The organism is Modestobacter sp. SSW1-42 (genome assembly GCF_046635825.1).
GTDB lineage: Bacteria > Actinomycetota > Actinomycetes > Mycobacteriales > Geodermatophilaceae > Modestobacter.
In genome coordinates this window covers 41,850-66,991 of the sequence record NZ_JBISCA010000001.1, presented here as the reverse complement: position 1 = coordinate 66,991, position 25,142 = coordinate 41,850, and the positions used below count along the sequence as shown (strand labels likewise).

The following is a 25,142-nucleotide window of genomic DNA, read 5'->3' as shown; positions in this document are numbered from 1 at the left end:
CCCTGCCGCTGCCCGACGGCCCGCTCCCCGCGCCGTCCCACCGGATGCCCGGCGCCACCAAGCCCACGCCGGACCGCAACCTCGCCATGGAGCTGGTCCGGGTGACCGAGGCCGGGGCGATGGCCGCCGGCCGCTGGGTCGGCCGCGGCGACAAGAACGGCGGCGACGGCGCCGCGGTCGACGCCATGCGCGCGATGATCGGCACGGTCCGGATGGACGGCGTCGTGGTCATCGGCGAGGGCGAGAAGGACGAGGCGCCGATGCTCTACAACGGCGAGCAGGTCGGTGACGGGCAGGGCGGGTCCTTCGACGTCGCCGTCGACCCGGTCGACGGCACCACGCTGATGGCCAAGGGCATGCCCAACGCCATCTCGGTGCTGGCCGTCGCCTACCGCGGCGCCATGTACGACCCCTCGGCCGTGTTCTACATGGACAAGATCGCCACCGGCCCGGCCGCCGCCGACGTCGTCGACATCACCGTGCCGGTCGCGGAGAACGTCCGCCGGGTCGCCAAGGCCAAGGGGGTCGCCCCCCGCGACGTCACCGTCTGCATCCTCGACCGGCCGCGGCACGAGCAGCTGGTCCAGGAGGTGCGCGACGCCGGCGCCCGGATCACCTTCATCTCCGACGGCGACGTCGCCGGCGCCATCGCCGCGGCCCGCGAGGGCACCGGCATCGACCTGCTGATGGGCGTCGGCGGCACCCCGGAGGGGATCATCGCCGCCTGCGCGCTCAAGTGCCTGGGTGGAGCGCTGCAGGGCCGGCTCCGCCCGCGGGACGACGCCGAGCGGCAGAAGGCCCTCGACGCCGGCCACGACCTCGACCGGGTGCTGCACATCGACGACCTGGTCACCGGCGACGTCTACTTCGTCGCCACCGGCATCACCGACGGTGAGCTGCTGCGCGGCGTCCGGTACCGGGCCGACGGGTGCACCACGCAGTCGCTGGTCATGCGCTCGCGGTCGGGCACGATCCGCTCGATCGAGAGCCTGCACTCGCTGGAGAAGCTCGAGCAGTACGCCGCCGTCCCCTTCGGCTCGGCGGGCTGAGCGGTCCGCCGTCCCGGCGCCTCACCTGCTCACGGCAGCGGCGGCGGGCCGGGACGGCGGTCGGCGAGCCGGTCCAGCAGCGCCCGCCACCGGCTGGGCGACTCCCCCGGCGCCAGGCTGCGCAGCCGCAGGTCGCCGAAGACCGTCCGGCCGCGGACCAGCACCCGCGGGGTGCCGGCCAGCCGCTGTACCGGCGCGAGCTCGGTCCGCCGGTCACCGAAGACCGTCCAGCCCTCGATCTCCGCGGCGACGCCCTCGCCCACGATGACCTCCACGTCACCGAAGACCGTGCCCAGCTCCAGGTGCAGCGTCTCGGCCGAGGTCCGCAGCCCCCGCAGGTCGATGCGGATGTCGCCGAACACGGTGCCCACCCGCTCCGGTGCCCCGTTCGTGGGGCTGAGCCGGACGTCACCGAACACGGTGGACACCGAGCCGGGCGCCCGCTCGCCGACCACCTCGACGGCCGGCCGCTCCGCCGTCCCCGGGACGGGCAGGTCGGCGACGAGCTCTGCCAGCTCGGCCGTCGTCCCGGCCGTGTAGGCGGCGGCCGCCCGCTGCCCGAACTCGTCGAGGTCGAGGCGCCCCTCACCGACGGCGGTCTGCAGCCTGGTCACCACCGCCTCCCGCTCCTCGTCGGAGGCGCGGACGGCCCGCACCGGCCGCGCGTCGGTCCCCTGGTCGCCGGCCGGTTCGTGCGTCATGGGCCGATCCTGCCCGACCGGCAGGACCGGCGGGGCGCCTCGGGAGTCGGACCCGGAGCCGGGTCGTCGCCGCTCAGTCGAGCTCGGTGCGGGCGTAGACCGAGCCGGTCTTGACCCGGCCGCCGCAGGTGCCGCCGTACTCCTCGTACGACGACAGCGGCGGCGCCTGGAAGTAGAGGTCGTCGCAGCTCTGCAGCTCACCGCCGAAGCAATCGCGCGCGTAGGTGTCGAGCACCGGGTCGGGACCGAGCTCACCCGGCTCGACCGCGGGGAACTGCTCGGGCTCCGGCATGCCGTAGGGGGCGGACACCCCCTCGTCCTCGTAGCCGTACACGCCCCCGCCGACGGCCACCGCGATGCTGTCGCCGGCCGCCGTCCCGGCCTCGCGCACCAGCTCCCGGGCCCCGGACACCAGGACGACGGAGACCACCAGCGCGGCCACCGCAGCACCCACGGCCGCTCCGGCCAGCGCCAGCACGACGCCCCGCACGCCGGGGCCGCGCGGCGCCCCGGCCGGCGCCGTCGCCGGCGCGGCCGGGGCCCAGGCACCGGACGGCGTCCAGGCCGCCGGCTGTGGGTACGGGGAGCCGTCGGTGGGCGGCTGCACGGGTCCGGACACGGTCACTCCTGGGGCTCGGGGTCCGGCGGAGCGTAGGGCCACCGCGCCGTGCGGAGGGCGTCCCGGGCCGACGGGGCCGGGCCGCGTCCTCCCCTCGGGGGATCTAGGGTCGCTCCCGCAGCACCATCACTATCGACACCACACCGGGAGCGCAGCGTGGCCACCGAGACCGCCGGCGGGGACTACCGCATCGAGCACGACTCCATGGGCGAGGTCCGCGTGCCCAGCTGGGCGAAGTGGCGGGCCCAGACCCAGCGGGCCGTGGAGAACTTCCCCATCTCCGGCACGCCCATCGAGCGCGAGCTGATCGCCGCGCTGGCCGCCATCAAGGGCGCGGCCGCCGGGGTCAACGCCTCCCTGGGCGTCCTGCCCGGCGACGTCGCCGAGGCCGTCGCCACCGCCGCCGCCGCGGTGGCCCGGGGCGACTGGGACGACCACTTCCCCATCGACGTCTTCCAGACCGGCTCGGGCACGTCGAGCAACATGAACACCAACGAGGTCATCGCCACCCTGGCCAGCGAGGCCCTGGGCTCTCCGGTGCACCCCAACGACCACGTCAACGCCTCGCAGTCGTCCAACGACGTGTTCCCCTCGGCGATCCACGTGGCCGCCACCAGCGCGATCGTCCGCGACCTGGTGCCGGCCCTGGAGCACCTGGCGGCGTCCCTCGAGCGCAAGGCCGATGAGTTCGCCACCGTCGTCAAGAGCGGGCGCACGCACCTGATGGACGCCACCCCGGTCACCCTGGGCCAGGAGTTCGGCGGGTACGCCGCCGCCGTCCGCTACGGCATCGAGCGGCTGCACGCCTCGCTCCCCCGGATCGGTGAGCTGCCGCTGGGCGGCACCGCCGTGGGCACCGGCATCAACACCCCGCCCGGCTTCGCCGCCGCCATCATCGAGCGACTGGCCGCCGACCTGCAGTTGCCGCTGTCGGAGGCCCGCGACCACTTCGAGGCGCAGAGCTCGCGCGACTCGCTGGTCGAGGGCTCCGGGCAGCTCAAGACGATCGCCGTCGGGCTGATCAAGATCGTCAACGACCTGCGCTGGATGGGCTCGGGCCCGCGCACCGGCCTGGGTGAGATCGCCCTGCCGGACCTGCAGCCGGGCAGCTCGATCATGCCGGGCAAGGTCAACCCGGTCATCCCCGAGGCGGTCATCCAGGTGGGCGCCCAGGTGATCGGCAACGACGCCGCGATCACCTACGCCGGCACCACCGGCGTCTTCGAGCTCAACGTGACCCTGCCGCTGATGGCCCGCAACCTGCTGGAGTCGATCCGGCTGCTGGCCAACGTCAGCCGGATCCTGGCCGACCGCTGCGTGGACGGGATCACCGCCAACGTCGAGCAGTGCCGCACCTACGCGGAGTCCTCGCCCTCGATCGTCACGCCGCTGAACAAGTACATCGGTTACGAGGAGGCGGCGATCGTGGCGAAGCAGTCGCTCAAGGAGCAGAAGACGATCCGCCAGGTCGTGGTCGAGCGGGGGTACGTGGAGGCCGGCAAGCTGACCGAGGAGCAGCTGGACGCCGCGCTCGACGTGCTGTCGATGACCCACCCCTAGGGTCCCCGGACCAGCCGGATCAGGGCCCCGTCGCACCTCGTGCGGCGGGGCCCTGTCGCGTCGCGCCGAGAACTGAGTAGCGTCCGGGAGTGATGAGCGAGACAGCGAGCACCCCAGACGTCGCCCTGCGCTGGCCCGGCGGCGAACTGCCCATGCGGGTCATCCCCTCCACCGAGGGGTCCGAGGGCATCGACACCAGCAAGCTGCTGGCCACGACCGGACAGGTCGCCCTGGACATCGGCTTCGTGAACACGGCCTCCTGCACCTCGGAGATCACGTACATCGACGGTGACGCGGGCATCCTGCGCTACCGCGGGTACCCGATCGACCAGCTGGCGGGCAAGGCCAGCTTCCTCGAGGTGTCCTACCTGCTGATCTACGGCGAGCTGCCGACGGCGGACCAGCTGGCGGCCTTCGACGACCGGATCCGGCGGCACACCCTGCTGCACGAGGACCTCAAGGGGTTCTTCAACGGCTTCCCGCGGAACGCGCACCCCATGCCGGTGCTGTCCTCGGCGGTCAGCGCGCTGTCGACCTTCTACCAGGACTCCCTGGACCCCTTCGACGAGCGCCAGGTCGACCTGTCCACCGTGCGGCTGCTGGCCAAGCTGCCCACGATCGCGGCCTACGCCTACAAGAAGTCCATCGGCCAGCCCATGCTGTACCCGGACAACTCGCTGGGCCTGGTGGAGAACTTCCTGCGGATGACCTTCGGGTTCCCGGCCGAGCCGTACGAGGCCGACCCGGAGCTGGTCAAGGCCCTGGACATGCTCTTCGTGCTGCACGCCGACCACGAGCAGAACTGCTCGACCTCCACGGTCCGCCTGGTCGGCTCGGCGCAGGCCAACATGTTCGCCTCGGTCTCGGCCGGCATCCACGCGCTCTCGGGCCCGCTGCACGGCGGCGCCAACTCCTCGGTGCTGGAGATGCTCGAGGCGATCCAGCGCGACGGCGGCGACATCCCCCGCTTCGTCGACCGGGTCAAGGCCAAGGAGCCCGGCGTCAAGCTCATGGGCTTCGGGCACCGGGTCTACAAGAACTACGACCCGCGCGCGGCGATCGTGAAGCAGACCGCCGACACCGTGCTGAACAAGCTCGGCGGCAACAACGAGCTGCTCGACCTGGCCCGCCAGCTGGAGGAGATCGCGCTCAACGACGACTACTTCATCCAGCGCAAGCTCTACCCGAACGTCGACTTCTACACGGGTCTGATCTACCGGGCGATGGGCTTCCCGACCAAGATGTTCACCGTGCTGTTCGCCCTGGGCCGGCTGCCCGGGTGGATCGCCCAGTGGCGCGAGATGATCGAGGACCCGGCCACCAAGATCGGCCGCCCGCGGCAGGTCTACACCGGCCCCACCGAGCGCCAGTTCGTGGACCTCGCCCAGCGCTAGGCAGCTCCGCACGCCCCGAGGCCCCGTCGTCCACCCGGACGACGGGGCCTCGTCGCGTCTCCCCCCGATGGGGTGAGCCGCGTCCCCCGGGAGGGTGAGGGACCTACACCGCCCCCCGGCCTCCGTCGATGGGATCAGGACACCGGCCGCCACCAGGCGCCCGGACCGATCTCGGACCCGGGGGACGACGGTGACCGCTCCGCGCGCGCAGGTCACCGCGCAGCGACCCCGGACGACGACGGCGGCCGCCCGCCGCCCGGCCGCCCGCACCGGCGCACCCCGCACCGGGACCGGCCGGCCCCGCACCGGGACCGCCACCCGCACGCCGCGTCCCGGTGCCGCCGGCCGGCGGAAGCCCCCCGCCCGCCGGCCCGCCGCCAGGCGCCGCCGCACCCCCGGCGCGCTGCGGCGGTGGCGTGACCGGCTCGGCGTCCTCGTCGGTGCCACGCTCACCGTCCTGCTCGTGCTCGGTGCCCTGACCCAGCCGCCCACCGAGGCCGGCCAGGTCCCGGCGGCGCCTCGCGACGACGCCCAGGCCACCGCCACCACCCTGGCCGAGGCGACCGCCCGCTACCGCGACGCGCTGGCCGACGCCGCGTCGTCCGCCGCCCGCGCCCAGCAGTCCCGGGACGCCGGCGTCGCCGCCGACGCACAGGCGGCCACCGCCCGCGCCGCGGTCGGTGACGCGGCCACCGCCGTCTACAAGGCGAACGCCGGGCAGCGCTGGCCGGTCGGCCGGCTGTCGGTCGACGCCCCCGACGCGACGACCGACGTCCTGCACGCGCAGGGCCTGGTCGAGCACCTCACCGGCGACCGGGACGCCGAGGTGGCCCGGGCCGCCCGGGCCGCCGTGCACGCCGCGCAGTTCACCGACGACGCCGCCGCGGCCGAGGACGCCGCCGCCGCCGCCCGCGCCCGCGCCGCCGACGTCCTCACCGAGGTGCACGACCTCGTCGTCACGCTCGACCCGGGCGTCAGCGCCCGGTGGGCCGCACTGTCGACCACCCCGGCCTCGGCCGACCAGCAGGAGCGCAACGCGGTTGCGCTGGCCGGCTGGCAGTCCTACCTCGACCGGCTCGTCGCCGCCGACGTCGACCCGCCGGCCGCGGCCGAGCTGACCGACGCCGACGACCTGCCGCTGGGCCTGGCCCCGCTGCGCGACGGCTCCGGCGCCCCGGTGCCCGGGGTGGCCACCGCCTACGCCGACGGCCAGACCCTCACCGTGCTGCCGGCGGAGACGATCGCCGCGGTGAGCGCCGCCTTCGCCCAGCTCGGCCGGCCGTACCAGGCCGGACAGAGCGGCCCCGACGGCTACGACTGCGCCGGGCTGACGGTCACCACCTGGACCCAGGCCGGCCTCGCCCTGGCCGGGGACCTGACCGGCCAGTGGGCGCAGGGCACCCCGGTGCCCAGCGGCCAGCTGCAGGTCGGCGACCTGGTCTTCAGCACCCGCCCGGGCAGCGGCCTGGACGACGTCGGGCTCTACCTCGGGGGCACCAGCGTGCTGTCCGCCTCCGCCGACCGCTGGCAGGTCGCGGTGCACGAGGTGACCGACCTGAGCCGGGCCGTCCGGGTCACCGTCCCCGCGGCCACCCCCACTCCCCTGCCGGTGCCCGCCGCGGGCCCGGCGACCTGCAGCGCGCCGCCGCCGGCCCCCGGGACCGCGGCCAGCCCGGCCGAGGCCGCCTGGGGCGGCTGGTCCAACGGGCAGATCCCGGCCGACCAGCTGTGCGGCATCGCCCCCGGGCACCGGCTGCGCTGCGACGCGGCCGCGGCCTACGGCGCGATGTCGGCGGCCTACCAGGCGTCGTTCGGCACCCCGCTGTGCATCACCGACTCCTACCGCTCGCTGGCCGCGCAGGTCGACGCGCACGCCCGCAAGCCGCGGATCACCGCCGTCCCCGGGACGTCGAACCACGGCTGGGGGCTGGCGGTGGACCTGTGCGGCGGGATCAACGTCTTCGGCACCGCGCAGACCGCCTGGATGCAGCTCAACGCCGGGCACTTCGGCTGGGTGCACCCGGACTGGGCGCGGGCCCGCGGGCAGAACCCCGAGCCGTGGCACTGGGAGTACGGCAGCCTGGCCTGAGCCGGGGAACGGGTGCGGTCAGGCCCAGCCCAGGTCGGCCACGGCCCACCAGGGCAGGGTGGCGCAGGCCTCGGTCGCCTCGGCGGCCAGCCGGCGGGCCACCGGGCCCTCGGCGCAGGCGACCGGGCGGCGCGGGGTGACCACCACGTGGGCGTCCCGCAGGCGCAGGCCGCGGCCGGCCATCTCCTCCAGCAGCGCCTCGGGGCGGACGAGGACGGCGGTGTCGAGGCCGGGCGCCCCGGTTGCGGTGCAGAGCCCGACCGGGCCCTGCAGCCGCAGCGTGACGTCGACCCCGGCGGCCCGGCCCAGCGCCGCGGAGCGGACCTGGTGCACCAGCGGCAGCGAGGCGTCGCGCGAGGGCCGCCACGAGACGACGAACGCGCCGCGGGTGACCGCCACCCGCCAGCCGAGCACGGTCTGCAGGGGGTCGGACCAGTCGAGCAGGGCGATGCCGGTGCGCGCGGCGACCTCGTCGGGCACCGGGCGACGCCCCAGCCAGGCGACCAGCGCGGCGCCGACCCCCTCGGGGGTGGCCGCGACGCGGGACCGGGTCATCTGGACGGCGAGCTCGCCCAGCAGCACGCGGGTGCGGCGGCCGGCCTCCTCGAGCACCAGCATCGGGCCGGTGCCGGTGCCCTCGAACACGTCGAGCCGCAGCCCGGGGTCGAGGTCGGTCGGTCCCAGTGCGGTGATCGCGGCCCGCAGGTCCGGTGTCCGGACCTGGGTGCGGTCCAGCCGCGCGAACAGGCCCGCCGGGGCGCCGAAGAGCGTCTCGCTCACGCGCTGCGCCCACCGGTCAGCGCCGCGCGGGCGACCGGGGCCAGGCCGGGCAGCGAGAGCACGCTGGCCAGCTCCAGCGCCGACAGCCGGACGGGGACGACGTCGGCGCCCCACCCGGTCGCCAGCCGGACGCGGGCGACCGGCGCGGGCCAGACGACCTCGCGCGCGGCGGCCACGTGCAGCTCGGTGAGGACGTCGCCGAGGTGGATGGCGGCGACCGTGTGCACCGGACCGCGGCCCAGCGCCTCGGTGACGGCGCGCTCGACCTCCAGCCGGTCGGCGGCGGTCAGCCAGTGAGGCATCAGCACGACCTGGTCCGGCTCGGCGGCCGGCGGGACGCTCACGACGACACCGCCGGCCGGCGGTCCCCCGGGCGCACCGGGAGCCGCGGCGGACCGGCCGTCGTCCCGGTCCGTCCCGCGGGGCGGCGGGAGCGGTCCGGCGTGGTCACACCAGGGATATCGGCAGGTCGGAGCCCGGGTGGACCCGTGCAACGACTCTTTTCTCCCCACCCCGGACGCGACAGCGCCCCGGCCCGCCGAGGCGGTCCGGGGCGCTGGGCGTGTCCGGCAGAACCGGTCCGAGCACCACCGGGATGGCCATCTCGGCGGCCGGGGGCGGCCGGGGGGAAGGGGTGGCGGTCAGCCGCCGAGCTCGGCGAGGCGGGCCTTGAGCGCCTGCTCGGCGCGGTCGGCGTGCACGTTCATGTTGCGCACCGAGGTGTTCAGGTCGGCCGAGAGCTGGGTCTTGGTCTGCCCGCCCCAGGTCGTCAGGTACCAGGTGGCCCAGCCGAGCACGTTGGGCTGCGCGGCGCGCTGGTCGCGGCGGGCGGTCGGGTCGGGCGCGCAGGCGGCGGTCAGCGCGTGGGAGAGCAGGGTCTGCTCGGCCTCGCCCATGATCTCGTCGGGCACCTCGGCGCTGTCGGGGACGACGAACTCGACCGCGTCGGCCCCGCCGTCCAGCGACTGCAGGTTGCGCAGCCCGTTGAGGGTCGCGACGGTCTGGGAGTTGCGGCGCAGCGTGGCGACGCTCTGCCCCATGTAGGCGGCGAGCTCCTTCTCGCTGGGCCGGCGCTGGTGCTCGGCGGTGAAGGCGGCGATGGCCTTCTGCTGCTTGTTCTCGGTGTCGGCGGCGGTGCGGCCGTAGGCGTTGCGGCCCAGGTCGTGCACCCACTTCGACAGCTGGGTGGCCAGGAAGGCGCCGAAGGGGACGCCCTTGGCCTCGTCGTACTGCGACACCGCCTTCAGCACCCACTCGGCGATCTGCTGGTCGACGTCGTCGTTGTCGGGCAGGTGCAGCCGGATCGTGCTCATGTTCCGCTGCAGGCGCTTGAGGCTGACCCGGCAGTAGTGCCGGCAGAGCCCGTCGAGGAAGGCCGGCGGCAGGTCGCGCGGCGCGCGGCGGCGGACACCGCTCTCCGGGCGCAGGCCCACGGTCGCGTACCCGTGGGTCGCGCACCAGGCGCGGGTCAGGCCGGCCAGCTCGTCACCGGTGCCCGGCTTCCCGTCGACCCGGTAGAGACCGTCGCCCTCGTCGTAGGTGACGGTCACGTCGGCGGGGAAGGCGGCGCGGAACTCGGCCAGCGGCAGCTCACGGTCGGTGCGGAAGTGCACGCGGTCGCGCGGGGTGATGGGGGCCAGTGCCCAGCCGTCGGCCTCGGGGATCCCACCGAAGACCAGCGGCTCGCGGGTGCGGCGCTCCTCGGGGGCGCCCGCGGCGGCGAGCCCGGCGGGGGCGGTGGACGTGGTCGGGACGGTGGGCTGTGCGGTGACGAACTCGGACACCGGGTCCTCCTGAGGGGAAGTGCAGGCGGGCGGGGTGGTCAGGTGCAGGTGCGGCGCCGCGGGACGGCGCGCGGCGGTCAGGCGAGGACGGGCACCCGGGGCGTGGTGGCCTCGTCGACGGGGGTGCGCGGGGAGGGGATGCGCGGCGCGGCGGCCCGGGGGGCGGCGGCGCGGGCGCGCGGGGCCTCGGCGGCCTCGAGGACGCCGGCGGCGGCGGTCCGCTCGGCGGCGCTGGGCTCGGCGACGTAGACCGGCATGAAGTCGTACAGGTCGGTGAAGAGACCGTCGACGAAGGCGTAGGCGGCCTGCGCCTGGTCGGAGAACTTGGCGATCAGCTCGCGCGGGCCGAGCTCGACGCCGACGGTGACCCGCACGACGCGGTCGTCGCCGGACAGGCCGGTCAGGGAGAAGGACACCTGCTCGTGCCGCGCGGCCAGCGCCGACAGCGCGGCGAGGCAGCGGCGGGTGCCGGAGCGACGGGGGCGGAGCTGCACGTGGACGACCACGGTCTCGGCCCACTCGGACTCCGTGCAGGCCGGGCCCAGCGCGTCGACGTCGCCGCCGACGGCCTCGACCGAGCCGAAGCCGTCGGCAGCCGACTCCTCGATCCGCAGGTCGATGCCGGCGGCGGTCGGTGCAAGTGCGCTGAGTGCCATGTCGTTCTCCCCCAGTAGCGGTGGCGCTGTGGGGGAAGAGTTGCGCACTGACGAACGGTCCGACGGCGAGACTCGCCGTCCTGTGACTACTGTGGCAACTGAGGTGAACGACTATTGAGTCGGATCGACCGCGTTCATGTCATTCTTTGCTAGTCGCGGGCTCCGACGCTGGAGCGAATGCTGCCAACGCGCTCAGGGCGTCGGCTGCGACCTCGGCCGCGAGGCTGTTCGCCTCCGCGATCTGGCGGTAGACCTCCTCGCGGTGGATGGCCACCTCGCGCGGCGCCTTGAAGCCCAGGCGCACGGTGCCGCCGCGCACCTCGACGACGTAGACCTCGATGTCCTCGCCGATCCGGATGCTCTCGCCGACGCTGCGGGTGAGAGTGAGCATGGGTACCCCTCCATGGGTTCGTGTGGGCCGTCCGTGGCGTGCCCCGCCGCTGCGGCGGGACGGGAGCACCACCACCCGGGCGGTCGGCGCTCCAGCTCTGTTCTCGGCAGGGGCCGCCGCGAAACGGTGGCCCCTGCCCGGGGATCAGCGGAGGAAGTCCAGCAGCGTGGGCTGGATGGCCTTGGCCGTCGCGCCCAGCGCGGCCTCGTAGCCGGTCTGCTGCATGGTCAGGTTCATGATCGTCTTGGCCAGGTCGACGTTCTCGATGTCGGCCGACCGGCTGGTCAGCGACAGCTGCAGGTCCGCGTTCACCTGCTTGGCCGTCTCGATGCGGTTGGTCCGGCTGCCGATGTCGGCGGCGGCCTTGGTCATCCGGTCCAGCGCCAGGTCCAGGTCGCGCAGGTCACCGGCCAGTGCGTCGGGGTCCGACACGGCGTGGTCGGCGATGTCGGCGACGAGGGTGAACAGATCGCGGGTGGCCGGGACCGTCCTCCCGTCCGCGTCCGTCATGGCCGGCCGCGTCTCGCCGAAGGCCTCGGGACCGGTGATGTCGACCCGGATCGAGTCCTCCTCCGACACCTGCCTGGTGACCGGGATGACCGGGACGGTGCTCGTCCCGCCGAACCCCTGGTACACGCCGGTGGTGTCGTAGGCGGCCGAGCCGCTGGTGACGCCGCCGAACAGCGGCTGCCCCTGCACGGTCGTGTTGGCCAGGCCGATCAGGCTCTGGCGGAGACCGACGACCTCGACCTGCACGGCCGAGCGCGACGCCGGGGACTGCGCACCGGCGTTGGACGCCTGGACCGTCAGGTCCCGCACCCGCTGCACCTGGTTGATCATGCTGCGCAGCGCGGAGTCGGTGGCGTCGAGCTGCCCGAGGCCGTCGCTGATGTTGCGGGCGTACTGGACGGCGCCGGCGAGCTCCTGCCGGGTCTGCATCGCGGCGTTGGTCCCGGTCGGGTCGTCGGAGGGCTTGTTGATCGTCTTGCCCGACGTCAGCTGGGCCTGCAGCTTGGAGATCGCGTCCATGTTGCGGTTGAGGCCCTGCAGGCTGGTGACCGCCAGGGAGCGCTGGGTGATCCGCATCAGGTCACAGCCCCACTCGGCCGGTGCGGTTGATCAGCACGTCGAGGGTCTCGTCGATCGCCGTGATCATCCGCGCGGCGGCGGAGTAGGCGTGCTGGAACTGCAGCATGTTGGTCATCTCCTCGTCGATGCTGACCCCGGAGACGGACTCGCGGGAGGCGTCCACCTGGGCCGCCACCACCGTCTGGGTCTTCAGGTTGCTCGTGGCGACCGAGGCCTCGACGCCGAGCGCGACGATCAGCTTGCGGTAGGCCACCGCGGCGCCGCCCGGCGCACTCTGCAGCTTGCCGATGGCCGTCGCGGCGCCGTTGTCGGCGGACGCCCTGCCACCGATCGGGGCCACCGAGGCGGCGGCGAGCTCGGCCGTGTCGGTGATCCGCAGGGTCAGGTTGGCCGCGGTGACCTTGGTGAGGTCGACCGGCGCCGGCGGGGCGGCGTCGCCGAACACCGGCTTGCCCGGGTTGCCGGCCTTGTCGTAGCCCAGCGCGTGGGCGGTGTTGAACTGCTCGGCCAGCGTGACGGCCACTGCGTCCAGCTCGCCCTGGTAGCGCGGGATGGTCTCGGTGAGCGCCTGCAGCTTCCCGCCGGCCGTGCCACCGACGGCCACGGCGGTGCCGCCGGTGACGGTCACGAACCGGGGCGGGTCGGTCTGGGCGCCGTCGGCGCCGATGGCGCCGATCACCCGGAGGCCGACGGCCGAGTCGCCCGACACCAGCGTCGCCCCCGCGACGACCACGTTGACCTGGCCGTCGGAACCCGGCGACGACGTCGCGCCGATCGCCGTGGCCAGCTCCATGACCAGGCCGTCGCGCTTGTCGGCCAGCTCGTTGACCGACAGGCCCTGCTGCGTCGCGCGCTTGATCGCGGTGTTGAGCTCGGCGATCGAGGTGGCCGTGGCGTTGACGTCCTGGGCCAGCACGTCGAGGCTGTCGCGGGTCTGGCCCCACTGCTTGTCCAGGTTGGCGCTCGTGGTGTGCAGCTCGGCCACCAGCGTCGCCGTCTTCTGCAGCACCGCCGTCCGGGCGCCGTCCTCGAGGGGGTGGTTGGCCACGTCGCCCCAGGCGGTGAAGACGCTGGTCAGCTTCGCCTGGATGCCCGTCTCGCCGGGCTCACGGAAGGCCTGCTCGATCTGGCTGAGGGTGTCGTCGCGCACCGTCAGCGAGGCGGTGGCCGCGCTCTCGACCTGTCCGCGCCCCTCCAGGAAGGCGTCCCGGATGCGGATGACGGTGTCGGCGTCCACGCCCTGGCCGATCTGGTTGCTGACCGCGTAGATCGCCGGGACGGCGTTGCCGCCGACCGACTGCAGTTCGGCCCGCTGGCGGGAGTACCCGACGGTGTTGACGTTGGCGATGTTCTGACCGGTGACGTCCAGGCCGCGCTGCTGCGCCCAGAGCGCCGTGGTCGCGGTGTTCAGACCGGAGAACGTGCTCACTTCGACTCCTCGCTGGCGTTCGTCGCCTGCACCCGCAGGGCGGCGACGCTGGTCAGGTCACGCACCGCGGCGCTCACAGGGCACCGTCGAGGGTGACCGAGCGGTAGGCGTTGCCGGCCGCCCGTCCGGACTGGGTGTAGGTGCCGGCGGCGCTGGGCGGGCGGGTCGTGGACAGCGCGTCGTTGATGACGGCCAGGCCGCTCTCGATGAGCTCGCGGTTGGCGTCGGAGAGCCCGCGCAGCTCCCCCACCAGGACCAGCAGCGCCTCGTGGTGCTTGGCGTACAGGTCGTTCCACGGCGCGGGGGCCGAGTCGGCGAGGCTGCGCAGCGAGGGGTTGGCCTCCAGGCCCAGCCGGCCGGCGATCTGCTCGGTGGCCGCGGCGCGCTCCACCTCCAGGGTGCGCAGCTGCTCGAGGACCACCTCGATCTCGTGCGCGATCCGGGCCAGCCAGCGGCTCTTGCCGGTCAGGATGAGGTACTGCTTCTCCTCTGCCTTGAACAGCAGCAGGTCGAGCAGCTCCTGCTCCCGCCACAGCAGTGTCGACAGGTGCTGGTGGTCCATGCCGGCCCTTCCGTCGTCATGTGCAGCCCGGGGGTGCAGGCCTGTGGCCCGCCGGTCCGGCGGGCGCTGTCGACGTTCCATCGGCATCCCGCCGGGCCCGGTCAAGCCGAGATCGGGTGCGCACAGATTTGTGCCCGCCCCCGGTCCGGTGGAGCCCCCGGTCCGCCGAGTAAGGGGCCGTGACCCCAGCCCGCTCCGCCGTGCTCGATCGACCGACCGACGTCGACGCGCTGGTGACCACCCATCTGCCGCTGGCACAGTTCGCGGTCAACGCGGTGGCCTCCCGCATCTCGCTGCCCAGCCACGTCAGCCGGGACGACCTGCTCTCCTGCGCGCACATCGCGCTGGTGGAGGTCGCCCGCCGCTTCGACCCGGCCGCGGGCGCCACGTTCGCCACCTACGCCCTCCCCCGCCTCCAGGGCGCCGTCCTGGACGAGCTGCGCTCCGGCGACTGGGCCAGCCGCTCGGTGCGGGCCGCGGCCCGGCGCACCGACGCCGCCGCCGACGCGCTCACCATCAGCCTGGGCCGGCCCCCGACCAAGGAGGAGCTGGCCGCCAGCCTCGGCGTCGCCCGGTCCGAGCTGGACTCGCTGCACCTGGACGTGCACCGCGCGGTGATGGTCAGCATCGACGCCGAGGTCGGCACCGACGGCGGGACGCTGGACCTCCCGGACACCGGCGACTCCCCCGAGCGCGCCCTCCTGCGCGGTGAGCGGGCCCGGCACCTGCACGAGGCGATCCGGGCGCTGCCCGACCGGCTCGACGAGGTCGTCGAGCGCAACTTCTTCGGTGACGAATCACTGACCGACATCGCGGACTCCCTCGGCGTCACCCTCTCCCGGGTGTCCCAGATGCGCGCCCGGGCGCTGACCCTGCTGCACGCCGCGATGAGCGAGATGTGGGACGGCACCGCGGTCCCGGCCGACGGCGGCGTGCGGGCGCGCAACCAGCAGCGGGCCTACATCGACCGGGTCGCCGGCCGGCAGGCCGCCCCCCGGGTCCCCGCCGCCCGCGCCCCCGAGCCCGCCGCACCGCGCCCGGTCACCGCGCGGGTGCGCCAGCACAGCTGGCCCGGGGCCGGCTGGGAGACCTCGCCCCAACCCGCGTGAGGGAGCCGGCAGAAAAAGCTGCCGCTCGGCTCAAGGACCTCCCCCGTCCCGCCGACAACTCAACTGCACGCCCCGCAGCACGGATGCAGCGGGTTCACCTAGAAGCCCACTTCCACGGAGGAACATCATGGGTCTGAGCGTCAACAACAACATCGCGGCGATGAACTCGTACCGCAACCTGTCCGTCACCGACGGCCAGATGAACAAGTCGCTGGAGAAGCTGTCCTCCGGCTTCCGCATCAACCGCGCCGCCGACGACGCTGCGGGCCTGGCCATCTCCGAGGGCCTCCGTTCGCAGATCGGTGGCCTCAAGGTCGCCGTCCGCAACACCCAGGACGGCATCTCGGTCGTGCAGACGGCTGAAGGTGCGCTCACCGAGGTGCACTCGATCCTGCAGCGCGTCCGTGACCTCGCCGTCCAGGCCGGCAACGACTCGAACAACACCGAGGCCCGCGCCAACATCAAGACCGAGTCCGACAGCCTCGTCAAGGAGCTCGGCCGGATCTCGGCCTCGACGAACTTCAACGGCACGAAGCTGCTCGACGGTTCCGCCCCGGAGCTCAAGTTCCAGGTCGGCGCCGACGGCAACGCCGACAGCCAGATCGCCGTCAACCTGTCCGGTGCGAACGTCAAGAACATCGCCCAGACCCTCAACGGCGGTTCGCTCACCACCACGGGCACGAAGTTCGACATCGCCTCCCTGGCGGCTGCCGACCTCACCACCGCGGCGAAGAGCTTCACCGTGGAGAAGGACGGCGTCGTCACCACCGTGACGACCGGCGTCCTGGACGACACCCTGGGCAGCGACACCACCGCCGGCTTCGCCAGCGTGGAGGAGTTCGCCTCCGCCCTGCGCGCCGACAAGGCGTTCGCGGCCAACTTCTCGGTCACCGTCAACAAGGACGCCAACGGCGGCGGCACCGGCATCACCGTGTCCGCCCTCAACGGCGGCACCCTGACGACGGCTGCCAACGCCACCCCGGGTGCCGGCCTCGGCGCCGGCGCCGCGGGCTCCGCCCTCAGTGGTGGGCTGGCGTTCGACACCGCCGAGAACGCCCAGGCGTCGGTGCGGATGATCGACGGCTTCATCTCGCAGGTCTCCACCGCTCGCGCCGGTCTGGGTGCCCTCCAGAACCGCTTCGAGCACACCATCAACAACCTGAACGTCTCGGTCGAGAACCTGGCCGCGTCGGAGAGCCGCATCCGCGACACCGACATGGCCCAGGAGATGACCAACTTCACCCGCACGCAGATCCTGACCCAGGCCGGCACCTCCATGCTGGCCCAGGCCAACCAGGCTCCGCAGGGCATCCTGAAGCTGCTCGGCTGATCCACCGGCACGACCTGATCGACCAGTGAGGGGGGAGGCCTCGGCCTCCCCCCTCACTGCGCTCCGCGAGTCCCCGACCGCAGCACGACCCGTCCGGCCCAGCAGCAGGAGGCAGCGACATGGCAGGCATGAGCTTGAGCACCGGCCTGATCTCGGGCATGGACACCGGCACCCTGATCTCCCAGCTCATGCAGGTCGAGGCCAACCCGCAGACGCTGCTGAAGACCAAGCTCACCGCGACGCAGGCCGACGCCGCCGCCTACCGCGCCGTCAACACCCGCTTCGACGCCCTGAAGACCGCCGCCGAGAACCTCGCCAAGAACGCGACCTGGGGCGCGAACAAGGCGACCAGCTCCTCGACCACGGTGACCGCCACCGCCGGCACGACCGCCGCCGCAGGCTCGGTCACCTTCTCGGTCACCTCCCTGGCCACGCCGCAGGCGTACCTGAGCAGCGGCGCCACCTGGGCGAACGCCAAGGAGGCCTACGGGGCCTCCTCCATCACCATCGACCCCGCGTCCGGCGACGCCGTGTCCATCCCGCTCGCCGCCGACGCCACCCTCGCCGACGCCGTCGCCGCGATCAACGCCAGCAAGACCGGTGTCACCGCCGCCGCCGTGAACGTCGGGTCGGGCTACCGGCTCCAGCTCACCTCGACGGCCACCGGCGTCGCCGGTGGCTTCACCGTCGAGAGCCCCTTCCCGGCCGACGCCACGACGCCGGCGAACACCCGCACCTTCACCAGCACCTCGACCGCCCGGGACGCCGAGCTCGACCTCGGCGCCGGCTTCGTCGCCACGTCGTCGACCAACACCTTCGCCGACCTCGTCCCCGGCGTCTCGGTCACCGTCTCCAAGGCCGACCCCAGCACGTCGGTGACCGTCGCGGTCGGCAAGGACCAGGACAGCGTCACCGGCAACGTGTCGTCGCTGATCGCCGCCGCGAACGGCGTGCTGTCGACGATCACCTCCTACACCTCGGCCACCAGCGCCACGGCCACGCTCAAGGGCGACAGCACGCTCCGCCAGCTGTCGACCCAGATCCTCAGCGCGGTCTCCTCCGCGGTCGGCGCCGACGGCTCGGCGGCCGCCGCCGGGCTGCAGCTGAACAAGGACGGCTCGATCGCCTTCGACTCGGCCAAGTTCAGCGCCGCGATGAAGGCCGACCCGGGCCTGGTCCAGCGGCTGTTCGCCGGCACACCGGCCGGCCTCGGCGCCGACAACGCCGTCGGTGGCGGTGACGACGTCGCCGCCGTCACCGGGATCGCCGGGCGGCTGGCCGAGATCGGCAGGAACGCCAGCGACACCACCACCGGCACGCTGACCCTGCTGGCCAAGAGCGAGGACGCCCAGGCCAAGGACATCGAGGGCCGGATCGCCGACTGGGACCTGCGCCTGGCGCTGCGCAAGAACACACTGACCCGGCAGTTCACCGCCATGGAGACCGCGCTGGGCACCCTGCAGAACCAGTCGAACTGGCTCGCCTCGCAGCTCTCGACCCTGCCCAGCTGGTCGAAGTCGTCCAAGTGACCCAGCCCCCTCCCACCGTCCTGCTCGACACCCGAGGAGAGATCCACCGATGAGCGCAGCTTCCCTCCGCGCCCGCTACATGGGGGACACGGTCACCACCGCCTCCCCCCAGCGCCTTCTCGTGATGCTCTACGACCGGCTGGCCCTCGACCTCGAGCGCGCCGAGCGGGCGCTCGAGGTCGGCGACCGCTCCGCCGCCAACGAGCAGCTGCAGCACGCCCAGGAGATCGTCCTGGAGCTGCAGGCCAGCCTGCGGGTCGACATCTGGGACGGCGGACCCCGCCTGGCCGCGCTGTACACCTGGCTGCTGACCGAGCTCATGCGCGCCAACGTCAAGGGCAGCGTCCGGGTCGTCGCCGACTGCCGCAAGATCGTCGAGCCGCTGCGCGACGCATGGCGGGAGGCCGCCGCCTCCCTCGCCTCGAGCCCGGCATGACCGCGGGCTCCGCTCCCCGCAACCGGGTGGGGGACTCCCCCTCCCCGCGTGGCGAGGCGCGGAACTGGCCGGCCGTGCTCGACGCCCTCGAGGGCGACCTGGTCGAGGCCGAGGCCACCCTCGCCCGCGGCCGGGCCGAGGAGATCGCCACCTGGGGACGCCGGTCCACCGACTGGGTCCCGCCGAGCAACCTCGGCCCGCTGCCCGACGACCTGCGCGAGCGCGCCGCCCGGCTGCTGCAGCACCAGCTGGCCGTCGCCGAGGCCCTGGTCGAGCGGATCACCCAGTCGCAGAAGCAGCGCGACGTCGCCGCCCGGATGTCCTACGCGCCGACCCGCCCCGTCGCCTCCTTCATCGACCGGGCCCTGTAACCCCCACCCGCACCACCAGCACTCCCCCGTCCCCCGGGGCAGAAGTGGCCACTTCTGCCCCGGGGGACGTGTGCGTTCTGTGACTGCGTGCATCCGATCGGGTGCATGTGGTCATGTCCGGCTCACCGACTGCCGAGAACAGCGGAGCACGGAACGCACCACTCGCCACGGATCGGCGGCCCCTCGCTCCCAGGACCCCCTGGGCGCGCGTCCCGCCGTACCCGGAGGAACCCCCGTGCTCCGTCGCTCCCTGCCGAGCGCCCGGTGATCATCACCGACTCGACCATGACCGCGCTGCACGCGTCCCTGACCGGACTCCAGCAGCGCCAGCGGGTGACCGCCGACAACATCGCCAACGTCCAGACGCCCGGCTTCCTCGCCGGCCGCGTGGACTTCGAGTCGGCCCTGCAGAACGCCGTCGCCAACGGCGAGACCCCCGTGGTCGGCCGGTCCTCGGCGAGCCGTTCGCTGGACCCGACCCGCACCGACGGCAACAACGTCAACCTCGACACCGAGACGGTGATCGCCACCGAGACCGGCCTGCGGTACCAGTTGTCGCTCAACGCCCTCGACGGCAAGTACGCGCTGCTGCGCTCGGCCCTCAGGACGCAGTGACGTGGCCGCCTTCGACACCCTGGGCATCGCCGGGTCCTCGCTGTTCGTCCACCGCAAGTGGATGGACGCCGTCTCGGACAACATCGCCAACATCAACACCGTCAACCCGGCCGGGGAGGACGCCTTCCAGGAGCGGATGGTCGTCGCCCAGGCGGTCGACTACGGCTCCGGCGAGGGCGGCGTCCGCGTCGCGCGCACCGAGCTCGGCTCGGCCGAGGGCCGGATGGTCTACGAGCCGGGCAACCCGATGGCCGACGCCGAGGGCTACGTCCGCTACCCCGACATCGACCTCGGGGACCAGATGACCCAGCTGCTCATGGCCCAGCGCGGCTACCAGGCGAACCTCGCCACCATCAAGAGCGCCACCGAGGCCTACCAGCAGGCCCTGCAGCTCGGGAAGGGCTGACCATGACCTCGCCGATCGGTGCCATCTCCGCCCTCACCGGCGGGATCCCCACCCCGAACCTGGACGGCACGTCGGGCGTCTCCGGCGTCTCGATGAGCCCCTCGGCCACCTCGGCCGCGGGCGACGGCGGGTTCGCCGACATCCTCACCGGCCAGATCGACCAGCTCAACGCGGTGCAGGGCAACGTCGACAGCCTGGCGCTGCAGGCCGCCACCGGCGACCTGCAGGACGCCCACGACTACATGATCGCCAGCACTGAGGCCCGGCTGGCCACCGACACCGTGGTGACCCTGAAGAACTCCGCGGTCGCCGCCTTCACCGAGATCATGAGGATGCCGGTCTGATGCCCGCTGCCCTCGTCGGCCCGATGAACCGGGTCAAGACGCTCCTGGCGACGATCAGCATCGGGCAGAAGATCGTGATCGGCCTGCTGCTGGCCGGCCTGCTGCTCGGTGGCTTCGTCTTCACCCGCTGGATCACCGCGCCGACGCTGTCGCCGCTGTTCAGCAACCTGGCCTCGGCCGACGCCTCGGCGATCGTCGAGGAGCTCACCGCGCAGGGCGTGCCCTACCAGCTGGCCGACGGCGGCGGCACGATCATGGTCGCCCAGGACCAGGTCTACGACCTGCGCCTGGCGATGAGCGGCAAGGGGCTGCCCGAGGGCAACGAGACCGGCTACTCCCTGCTGGACAAGCAGGGCATCACCACCAGCGAGTTCCAGCAGCAGGTGTCCTACCAGCGGGCGCTGGAGGGCGAGCTCTCGAGCACCCTCAAGGCGCTGGACGGCGTCCGGTCGGCGGTCGTGCACGTCGCGATGCCCAAGGACGACGTCTTCGCCACCGACGAGGGCGAGCCGACCGCCTCGGTGCTGCTGGACCTGGCCCCGGGCACCCGGCTGGCCGGGGAGCAGATCCAGGCGGTCACCCACCTGGTCTCCTCCAGCATCCAGGGCATGACCCCGGAGTCGGTGACGGTGGCCGACTCCACCGGCGCCGTCCTGTCCGCGGCCGGCGAGACCGCCGGTGGCGCCTCCGGCGACGCCCAGGCCGAGGCCGAGCAGGCCCAGGAGGCCCGGCTGGCCGCCAACGCGCAGAAGGTGCTCGACCCGGTCCTCGGGCCCGGCAAGTCGGTCGTCTCGGTCCGCGCCGACCTGGACTTCTCCAAGCGCGACACCACCACCGAGAGCTACAGCTACAACCCGGACACCCCGGCGCTGTCGGAGACCAACACCACCGAGACGTACACCGGCACCGCCGGCGCCGTCGGTGGCGTGCTGGGCGCCGAGGACACCGCCGGCCAGGCCGGCGGCGACTCCGCCTACGACAAGACCTCGACCACGTCGAACAACGCCGTGGACAAGACCGTCGAGACCGTCACCGCCGCACCCGGCGCCACCCAGCGGCTCACCGTCTCGGTGGCCCTGGACCAGGCCGCGGCCGGGGCGCTGAACCAGCAGCAGGTGCAGGACCTGGTCAGCACCGCCGTGGGGCTCGACCCCGCCCGCGGCGACGCCATCCAGGTCGCCGTGATGGCGTTCGACACCACGGCCGCCGAGCAGGCCGCCGCCGACCTCGCCGCCGAGCGCGAGGCCGAGGCCTCCGCCCAGATGTGGTCGATGATCAAGACCGGCGGCATCGCCCTGGGCATCGCCCTGCTGGTCCTCGTCGTCTGGCTCCGCTCGCGGCGCAACCGCGAGGAGTACGAGGAGCTCGAGGACGACGAGCCGCTCTACGACGAGCGCATCCAGGTCGAGAGCATCCGCGACCCCGAGCTCGACGACCGGGCCGCCCAGCTGGCCAACGCGCAGCGCGAGAAGGTCCGCGGCGAGATCTCCGAGATGGTCAGCGACCGTCCCGACGAGGTCGCCACCATGCTGCGCGGCTGGTTCGCCGAGTCCAAGTGACCCCCGACGCCGGGGCCGGGTCCGTCAGGACCCGGCCCATCGGCGTCCCGGACTGCCGATGGAAGAGAGGGACGCCGCGGGCGTCCAGCGACAGGAGGACTGAGCAGTGAGCATCGCCAGCATCGAGCAGGCCGCCGCGGCCCCGGCCCGGACCGCCCAGATCGCGGTCCCGCGCAAGGAGCTGCCCGGGCTGCGCAAGGCGGCGGTCTTCCTCGCCCAGCTGTCCAAGGACGAGGCCGGCGCCGTGCTCGCCCAGCTCCGCCCCTCCGAGGTGGAGAAGCTCACCGGCGAGCTGATGCGCCTGCAGGGCGTGGACGCCGGCGACGTCGACGACGTCCTGTCGGAGTTCCACACGCTGATGAACGCGCGGCGCTTCGTCGGCACCGGCGGCGTCGAGTTCGCCCGCGAGGTGCTCGCCGCGGGCCTCGGCGAGGAGCGGGCCGACGGCATCCTCTCCCGGCTCAACGTCGTCTACACCGAGCTGCCCTTCGCCTCGCTGCGCAACAGCGACGTCCGGCAGCTGGTCACCTTCCTCAAGGACGAGCACCCGCAGGTGGTCGCCCTGGTGCTCGCCCACCTCCCGGCACCGCAGTCGGCCGAGGTGCTCTCGGGCTTCCCGCCGGACCAGCAGGCCGACGTGGCCTACCGGATCGCGATGATGGACCGCACCGCCCCGGAGATGGTCCGGATGGTCGAGGAGGAGCTCGGCCGCCGGATGGGGTCGCTGCTGGCCTACCAGGACATGGCCACCGTCGGCGGCGTGGAGACCCTCGTCGAGATCATCAACCGCTCCTCCCGGCCCACCGAGCGCTCGATCCTCGAGTGGCTGGAGAAGAGCGACCCCGAGCTCGCCGAGCGGATCCGCTCGCAGATGTTCGTCTTCGAGGACATCGTCACCATCGACGACCGGTCGCTGCAGCTGGTGCTGCGCGACGTCGAGGCCAACGACCTGGCCACCGCGCTCAAGGGCGTCAAGCAGGACGTCCGGGACAAGGTGGTCCGCAACCTCTCCGAGCGCGCCGGGGAGAACCTGCTCGAGGAGATCGAGCTGCTCGGCCCGGTGCGCACCCGCACGGTCGAGGAGGCCCAGGCCAAGATCGTCGCGGTCATCCGCGTGCTCGAGGAGCAGGGCGTGCTGACGATCTCGCGCGGCGGGGACGATGACTTCGTCGCGTGAGACGTTGCTCCTGCGCGGCGCCTCGGCCGCCGACGCGGTCCCGTACCAGCGGGCCGCCCAGGGGGCACCGACGTGGGGACGCCGCTCCGGCACCCGCGCCGCCACCGACGGCGCCGCACCGGCGACCGAGCCGGTGCCGGCCCCCCGCGGCGGGGCCGCTCCGGCCACCGCGCCCCGGCCCGCTCCCCCGGTGACCACGCCGGTGCGGGTCGCCCCCGTGCCGGTCCCGGACTCCGACGCCCGCGCCGACGCCGCCTCCACCACCCGGGTGGGGCTGCGGCTGGGCGAGGTCTACGCCGAGCAGCTCGCCAAGCTGCGCGAGGAGGCCCGCCGCGCCGGCTGGGCCGCCGGCCACGCCGAGGGCCTGGTCGCCGCCGAGGCCGTCGTCCGCGCCGCCGAGCAGGCCGCCGAGGAGCGGCTCGCCGCGGTCCAGGCCCGCTGGGAGCGGCGGCTGGCCTCGGCCACCGCCGCCGTCGGCGCGGCCGTCGAGCGCCTGGACGCCACCGCCGCCCCCGTCGTCGACACGATGCGCGACGACGTGCTGGACATGGTCGTGCTGCTGGTCGGCGAGCTGCTCGGTCGCGAGGTCGCCCTCGCCGACAGCCCCGGCATGGACGCGCTGCGCCGCGCCCTCACCCTCTGCCCCGCCGACGCGCCGGTGCGCGTCCGGCTGCACCCCGACGACCTCGCCGAGATCCCCGCCGAGGCGCTGGCCGGACTGCCCGCGTCGGTCACCGTGGTCGGCGACGAGACCGTCGAGCGCGCCGGGGCGCTGGCCGAGGCCGGCACCCAGCGGGTCGACGCCCAGCTGTCCGCGGCGTTCCAGCGCGTGCGCGAGGTGCTCCGGCCGTGACCGCCACCGAACTGCTGGCCCGGGCCCGCACCGCCGCCCGGCCGCAGGTCACCGGGGTGGTCACCGGCGCGATGGGCCTGACCCTCACCGTCGAGGGCGTCGCCGCCGCGGTCGGTGACCTCGTCGAGGTCGCCACCGGACCGCGGCCGCTGCAGGCCGAGGTCGTCGCCGTGCAGAAGGACCGGCTGACCTGCATGCCGCTGGGCGACCTGTCCGGCGTCCGGTCCGGCGCGCGCGTGCGTGCCACCGGCATGCCGCTGCAGGTGCCGGTCGGCACCGCCCTGCTCGGCCGGGTGCTCGACGGGCTCGGCCGCCCGATGGACGGCGGCCCGCCGCTGGGCGGCTCGACCAGCTTCGTCGACCTCACCAGCGAGACGCCGAACGCGCTCACCCGCGCCCGCGTGGACCGGCAGCTGGCCACCGGCGTCCGGGCACTGGACACCCTCGTCCCGATCGGGCGCGGACAGCGGCTGGGCATCTTCGCCGGCTCCGGCGTGGGCAAGTCCACCCTGATGAGCCAGATCACCCGCGGCACCGACGCCGACATCCGGGTCATCGGGCTGATCGGCGAGCGTGGCCGCGAGGTCCGGGAGTTCCTCGAGGAGGACCTGGGCCCCGAGGGCATGGCGCGCACCGTCGTCGTCGTCGCCACCTCCGACGAGCCGCCGCTCGTGCGGCTCAAGGCCGCCTTCGTGGCCACCCGGATCGCCGAGGGCTTCCGCGACCAGGGCCGCGACGTGCTGCTGATGATGGACTCGATCACCCGCACCGCGATGGCCCAGCGCGAGGTCGGCCTGTCCGCGGGAGAGCCCCCGGCCACCCGCGGGTACCCGCCCAGCGTCTTCGCGATGATGCCCAGGCTGCTGGAGAAGGCCGGGACGTCGACGACCGGCTCGATCACCGGGCTCTACACCGTGCTGGTGGAGGGTGACGACCACAACGAGCCGATCGCCGACACCGCGCGGTCGATCCTCGACGGGCACGTGGTGCTCACCCGCAAGCTCGCCACCCAGGGGCACTTCCCGGCCATCGACGTCCTGGAGTCGATCTCCCGCGTGGCCACCACGATCGTGCCGGGTGCGCAGATGACCGACGCCCGCGAGGTGCGCCGGATGATGGCCGCGCTGCGCGACGTGCGCGAGCTGATCGAGATCGGCGCCTACCAGACCGGCACCGACCCGCTCGTCGACCGCGCCCGCCGGCTGGTGCCGGCGATCGACGCGTTCCTGCAGCAGTCCGTGGGGGACGCCACCCCGCCGCCGGAGGCCTTCGCCCGACTGCACGCCCTCGCCACCGCCGCATGAGCCCCG

Annotated in this window: 26 protein-coding genes; 16 read left to right on the top strand and 10 right to left on the bottom strand. The window is 73.7% G+C overall.

The annotated features are described in order from the left end of the window. The first annotated feature begins 44 nt into the window (after window positions 1–44). Window positions 45–1,049: a class II fructose-bisphosphatase gene (gene glpX, locus ACGBYP_RS00340; RefSeq protein WP_411582212.1), complete on the top strand. Its 1,005-nt coding sequence runs from the start codon at window positions 45–47 to the stop codon at window positions 1,047–1,049. 29 nt (window positions 1,050–1,078) lie between these two features. On the opposite strand, the gene ACGBYP_RS00335 is transcribed toward glpX, so the two are convergent. Continuing rightward, the gene (locus ACGBYP_RS00335; RefSeq protein WP_411581274.1) at window positions 1,079–1,750 is read right to left on the bottom strand and encodes a DUF1707 domain-containing protein; all 672 of its coding nucleotides are present in this window, start codon (window positions 1,748–1,750) and stop codon (window positions 1,079–1,081) included. A 73-nt stretch (window positions 1,751–1,823) separates the two neighbouring features. Beyond that, window positions 1,824–2,369: a hypothetical protein gene (locus ACGBYP_RS00330; protein WP_411581273.1), complete on the bottom strand. Its 546-nt coding sequence runs from the start codon at window positions 2,367–2,369 to the stop codon at window positions 1,824–1,826. Between the two features lie 156 nt (window positions 2,370–2,525). Here ACGBYP_RS00330 and ACGBYP_RS00325 point away from each other — a divergent pair, with 156 nt between their 5' ends. From ACGBYP_RS00325 to ACGBYP_RS00315, 3 genes are all read left to right on the top strand, one after another. Continuing rightward, on the top strand, window positions 2,526–3,929 hold the full coding sequence (locus ACGBYP_RS00325; protein ID WP_411581272.1) for a class II fumarate hydratase: 1,404 nt from the start codon (window positions 2,526–2,528) through the stop codon (window positions 3,927–3,929). A 92-nt stretch (window positions 3,930–4,021) separates the two neighbouring features. After that, entirely contained in the window at window positions 4,022–5,323 is a 1,302-nt protein-coding gene (locus tag ACGBYP_RS00320) for a citrate synthase (RefSeq protein ID WP_411581271.1), read from the top strand. 190 nt (window positions 5,324–5,513) lie between these two features. Further along, entirely contained in the window at window positions 5,514–7,412 is a 1,899-nt protein-coding gene (locus ACGBYP_RS00315) for an NlpC/P60 family protein (protein WP_411581270.1), read from the top strand. A gap of 18 nt (window positions 7,413–7,430) precedes the next feature. On the opposite strand, the gene ACGBYP_RS00310 is transcribed toward ACGBYP_RS00315, so the two are convergent. The 8 genes from ACGBYP_RS00310 to ACGBYP_RS00275 form a co-directional block, all read right to left on the bottom strand. Beyond that, on the bottom strand, window positions 7,431–8,192 hold the full coding sequence (locus ACGBYP_RS00310; RefSeq protein ID WP_411581269.1) for a hypothetical protein: 762 nt from the start codon (window positions 8,190–8,192) through the stop codon (window positions 7,431–7,433). Continuing rightward, complete coding sequence (locus ACGBYP_RS00305; protein WP_411581268.1) at window positions 8,189–8,536, bottom strand: hypothetical protein; 348 nt, start codon at window positions 8,534–8,536, stop codon at window positions 8,189–8,191. The genes ACGBYP_RS00310 and ACGBYP_RS00305 overlap by 4 nt, the downstream gene beginning before the upstream one ends. Before the next feature lie 297 nt (window positions 8,537–8,833). Then, window positions 8,834–9,976, bottom strand: coding sequence for a flagellar biosynthesis protein FliA (locus ACGBYP_RS00300; RefSeq protein WP_411581267.1), 1,143 nt, complete (start codon window positions 9,974–9,976; stop codon window positions 8,834–8,836). A 77-nt stretch (window positions 9,977–10,053) separates the two neighbouring features. Then, window positions 10,054–10,632, bottom strand: coding sequence for a hypothetical protein (locus ACGBYP_RS00295; protein ID WP_411581266.1), 579 nt, complete (start codon window positions 10,630–10,632; stop codon window positions 10,054–10,056). A 139-nt stretch (window positions 10,633–10,771) separates the two neighbouring features. Continuing rightward, on the bottom strand, window positions 10,772–11,023 hold the full coding sequence (csrA, locus tag ACGBYP_RS00290; RefSeq protein WP_411581265.1) for a carbon storage regulator CsrA: 252 nt from the start codon (window positions 11,021–11,023) through the stop codon (window positions 10,772–10,774). 144 nt (window positions 11,024–11,167) lie between these two features. Next, entirely contained in the window at window positions 11,168–12,109 is a 942-nt protein-coding gene (flgL, locus tag ACGBYP_RS00285; protein WP_411581264.1) for a flagellar hook-associated protein FlgL, read from the bottom strand. A gap of 4 nt (window positions 12,110–12,113) precedes the next feature. Then, window positions 12,114–13,541 carry a flagellar hook-associated protein FlgK gene (gene flgK / locus ACGBYP_RS00280; protein ID WP_411581263.1) on the bottom strand — a complete coding sequence of 476 codons (1,428 nt, stop codon included), beginning with the start codon at window positions 13,539–13,541 and terminating at the stop codon, window positions 12,114–12,116. A gap of 73 nt (window positions 13,542–13,614) precedes the next feature. After that, on the bottom strand, window positions 13,615–14,103 hold the full coding sequence (locus ACGBYP_RS00275) for a flagellar protein FlgN (RefSeq protein ID WP_411581262.1): 489 nt from the start codon (window positions 14,101–14,103) through the stop codon (window positions 13,615–13,617). A 200-nt stretch (window positions 14,104–14,303) separates the two neighbouring features. Here ACGBYP_RS00275 and ACGBYP_RS00270 point away from each other — a divergent pair, with 200 nt between their 5' ends. From ACGBYP_RS00270 to ACGBYP_RS00215, 12 genes are all read left to right on the top strand, one after another. Then, window positions 14,304–15,212, top strand: coding sequence for a sigma-70 family RNA polymerase sigma factor (locus ACGBYP_RS00270; protein WP_411581261.1), 909 nt, complete (start codon window positions 14,304–14,306; stop codon window positions 15,210–15,212). Window positions 15,213–15,339: 127 nt separating this feature from the next. Then, window positions 15,340–16,542, top strand: coding sequence for a flagellin (locus tag ACGBYP_RS00265; protein WP_411581260.1), 1,203 nt, complete (start codon window positions 15,340–15,342; stop codon window positions 16,540–16,542). A 128-nt stretch (window positions 16,543–16,670) separates the two neighbouring features. Next, window positions 16,671–18,071 carry a flagellar filament capping protein FliD gene (gene fliD, locus ACGBYP_RS00260; protein WP_411581259.1) on the top strand — a complete coding sequence of 467 codons (1,401 nt, stop codon included), beginning with the start codon at window positions 16,671–16,673 and terminating at the stop codon, window positions 18,069–18,071. Between the two features lie 49 nt (window positions 18,072–18,120). Further along, window positions 18,121–18,507 carry a flagellar export chaperone FliS gene (fliS, locus tag ACGBYP_RS00255; protein ID WP_411581258.1) on the top strand — a complete coding sequence of 129 codons (387 nt, stop codon included), beginning with the start codon at window positions 18,121–18,123 and terminating at the stop codon, window positions 18,505–18,507. Next, window positions 18,504–18,878, top strand: coding sequence for a hypothetical protein (locus tag ACGBYP_RS00250; protein ID WP_411581257.1), 375 nt, complete (start codon window positions 18,504–18,506; stop codon window positions 18,876–18,878). Before fliS ends, ACGBYP_RS00250 begins: the two co-directional genes overlap by 4 nt. 264 nt (window positions 18,879–19,142) lie before the next feature. Further along, window positions 19,143–19,493 (top strand): flagellar basal body rod protein FlgB, encoded by a 351-nt coding sequence (locus tag ACGBYP_RS00245; RefSeq protein WP_411581256.1) that lies wholly within the window; start codon window positions 19,143–19,145, stop codon window positions 19,491–19,493. Window position 19,494: 1 nt separating this feature from the next. Continuing rightward, the gene (locus ACGBYP_RS00240) at window positions 19,495–19,899 is read left to right on the top strand and encodes a flagellar basal body rod protein FlgC (RefSeq protein WP_411581255.1); all 405 of its coding nucleotides are present in this window, start codon (window positions 19,495–19,497) and stop codon (window positions 19,897–19,899) included. 2 nt (window positions 19,900–19,901) lie between these two features. Continuing rightward, a complete protein-coding gene (locus tag ACGBYP_RS00235) occupies window positions 19,902–20,243 on the top strand; it encodes a flagellar hook-basal body complex protein FliE (RefSeq protein ID WP_411581254.1) in 342 nt (113 codons plus the stop codon). Beyond that, a complete protein-coding gene (gene fliF, locus ACGBYP_RS00230; protein ID WP_411581253.1) occupies window positions 20,243–21,802 on the top strand; it encodes a flagellar basal-body MS-ring/collar protein FliF in 1,560 nt (519 codons plus the stop codon). The genes ACGBYP_RS00235 and fliF overlap by 1 nt, the downstream gene beginning before the upstream one ends. Window positions 21,803–21,908: 106 nt before the next feature. Beyond that, the gene (fliG, locus tag ACGBYP_RS00225; RefSeq protein ID WP_411581252.1) at window positions 21,909–22,979 is read left to right on the top strand and encodes a flagellar motor switch protein FliG; all 1,071 of its coding nucleotides are present in this window, start codon (window positions 21,909–21,911) and stop codon (window positions 22,977–22,979) included. After that, a complete protein-coding gene (locus tag ACGBYP_RS00220) occupies window positions 22,963–23,832 on the top strand; it encodes a FliH/SctL family protein (RefSeq protein ID WP_411581251.1) in 870 nt (289 codons plus the stop codon). The genes fliG and ACGBYP_RS00220 overlap by 17 nt, the downstream gene beginning before the upstream one ends. Beyond that, window positions 23,829–25,136, top strand: coding sequence for a FliI/YscN family ATPase (locus tag ACGBYP_RS00215; protein ID WP_411581250.1), 1,308 nt, complete (start codon window positions 23,829–23,831; stop codon window positions 25,134–25,136). The genes ACGBYP_RS00220 and ACGBYP_RS00215 overlap by 4 nt, the downstream gene beginning before the upstream one ends. Window positions 25,137–25,142 lie beyond the last annotated feature (6 nt).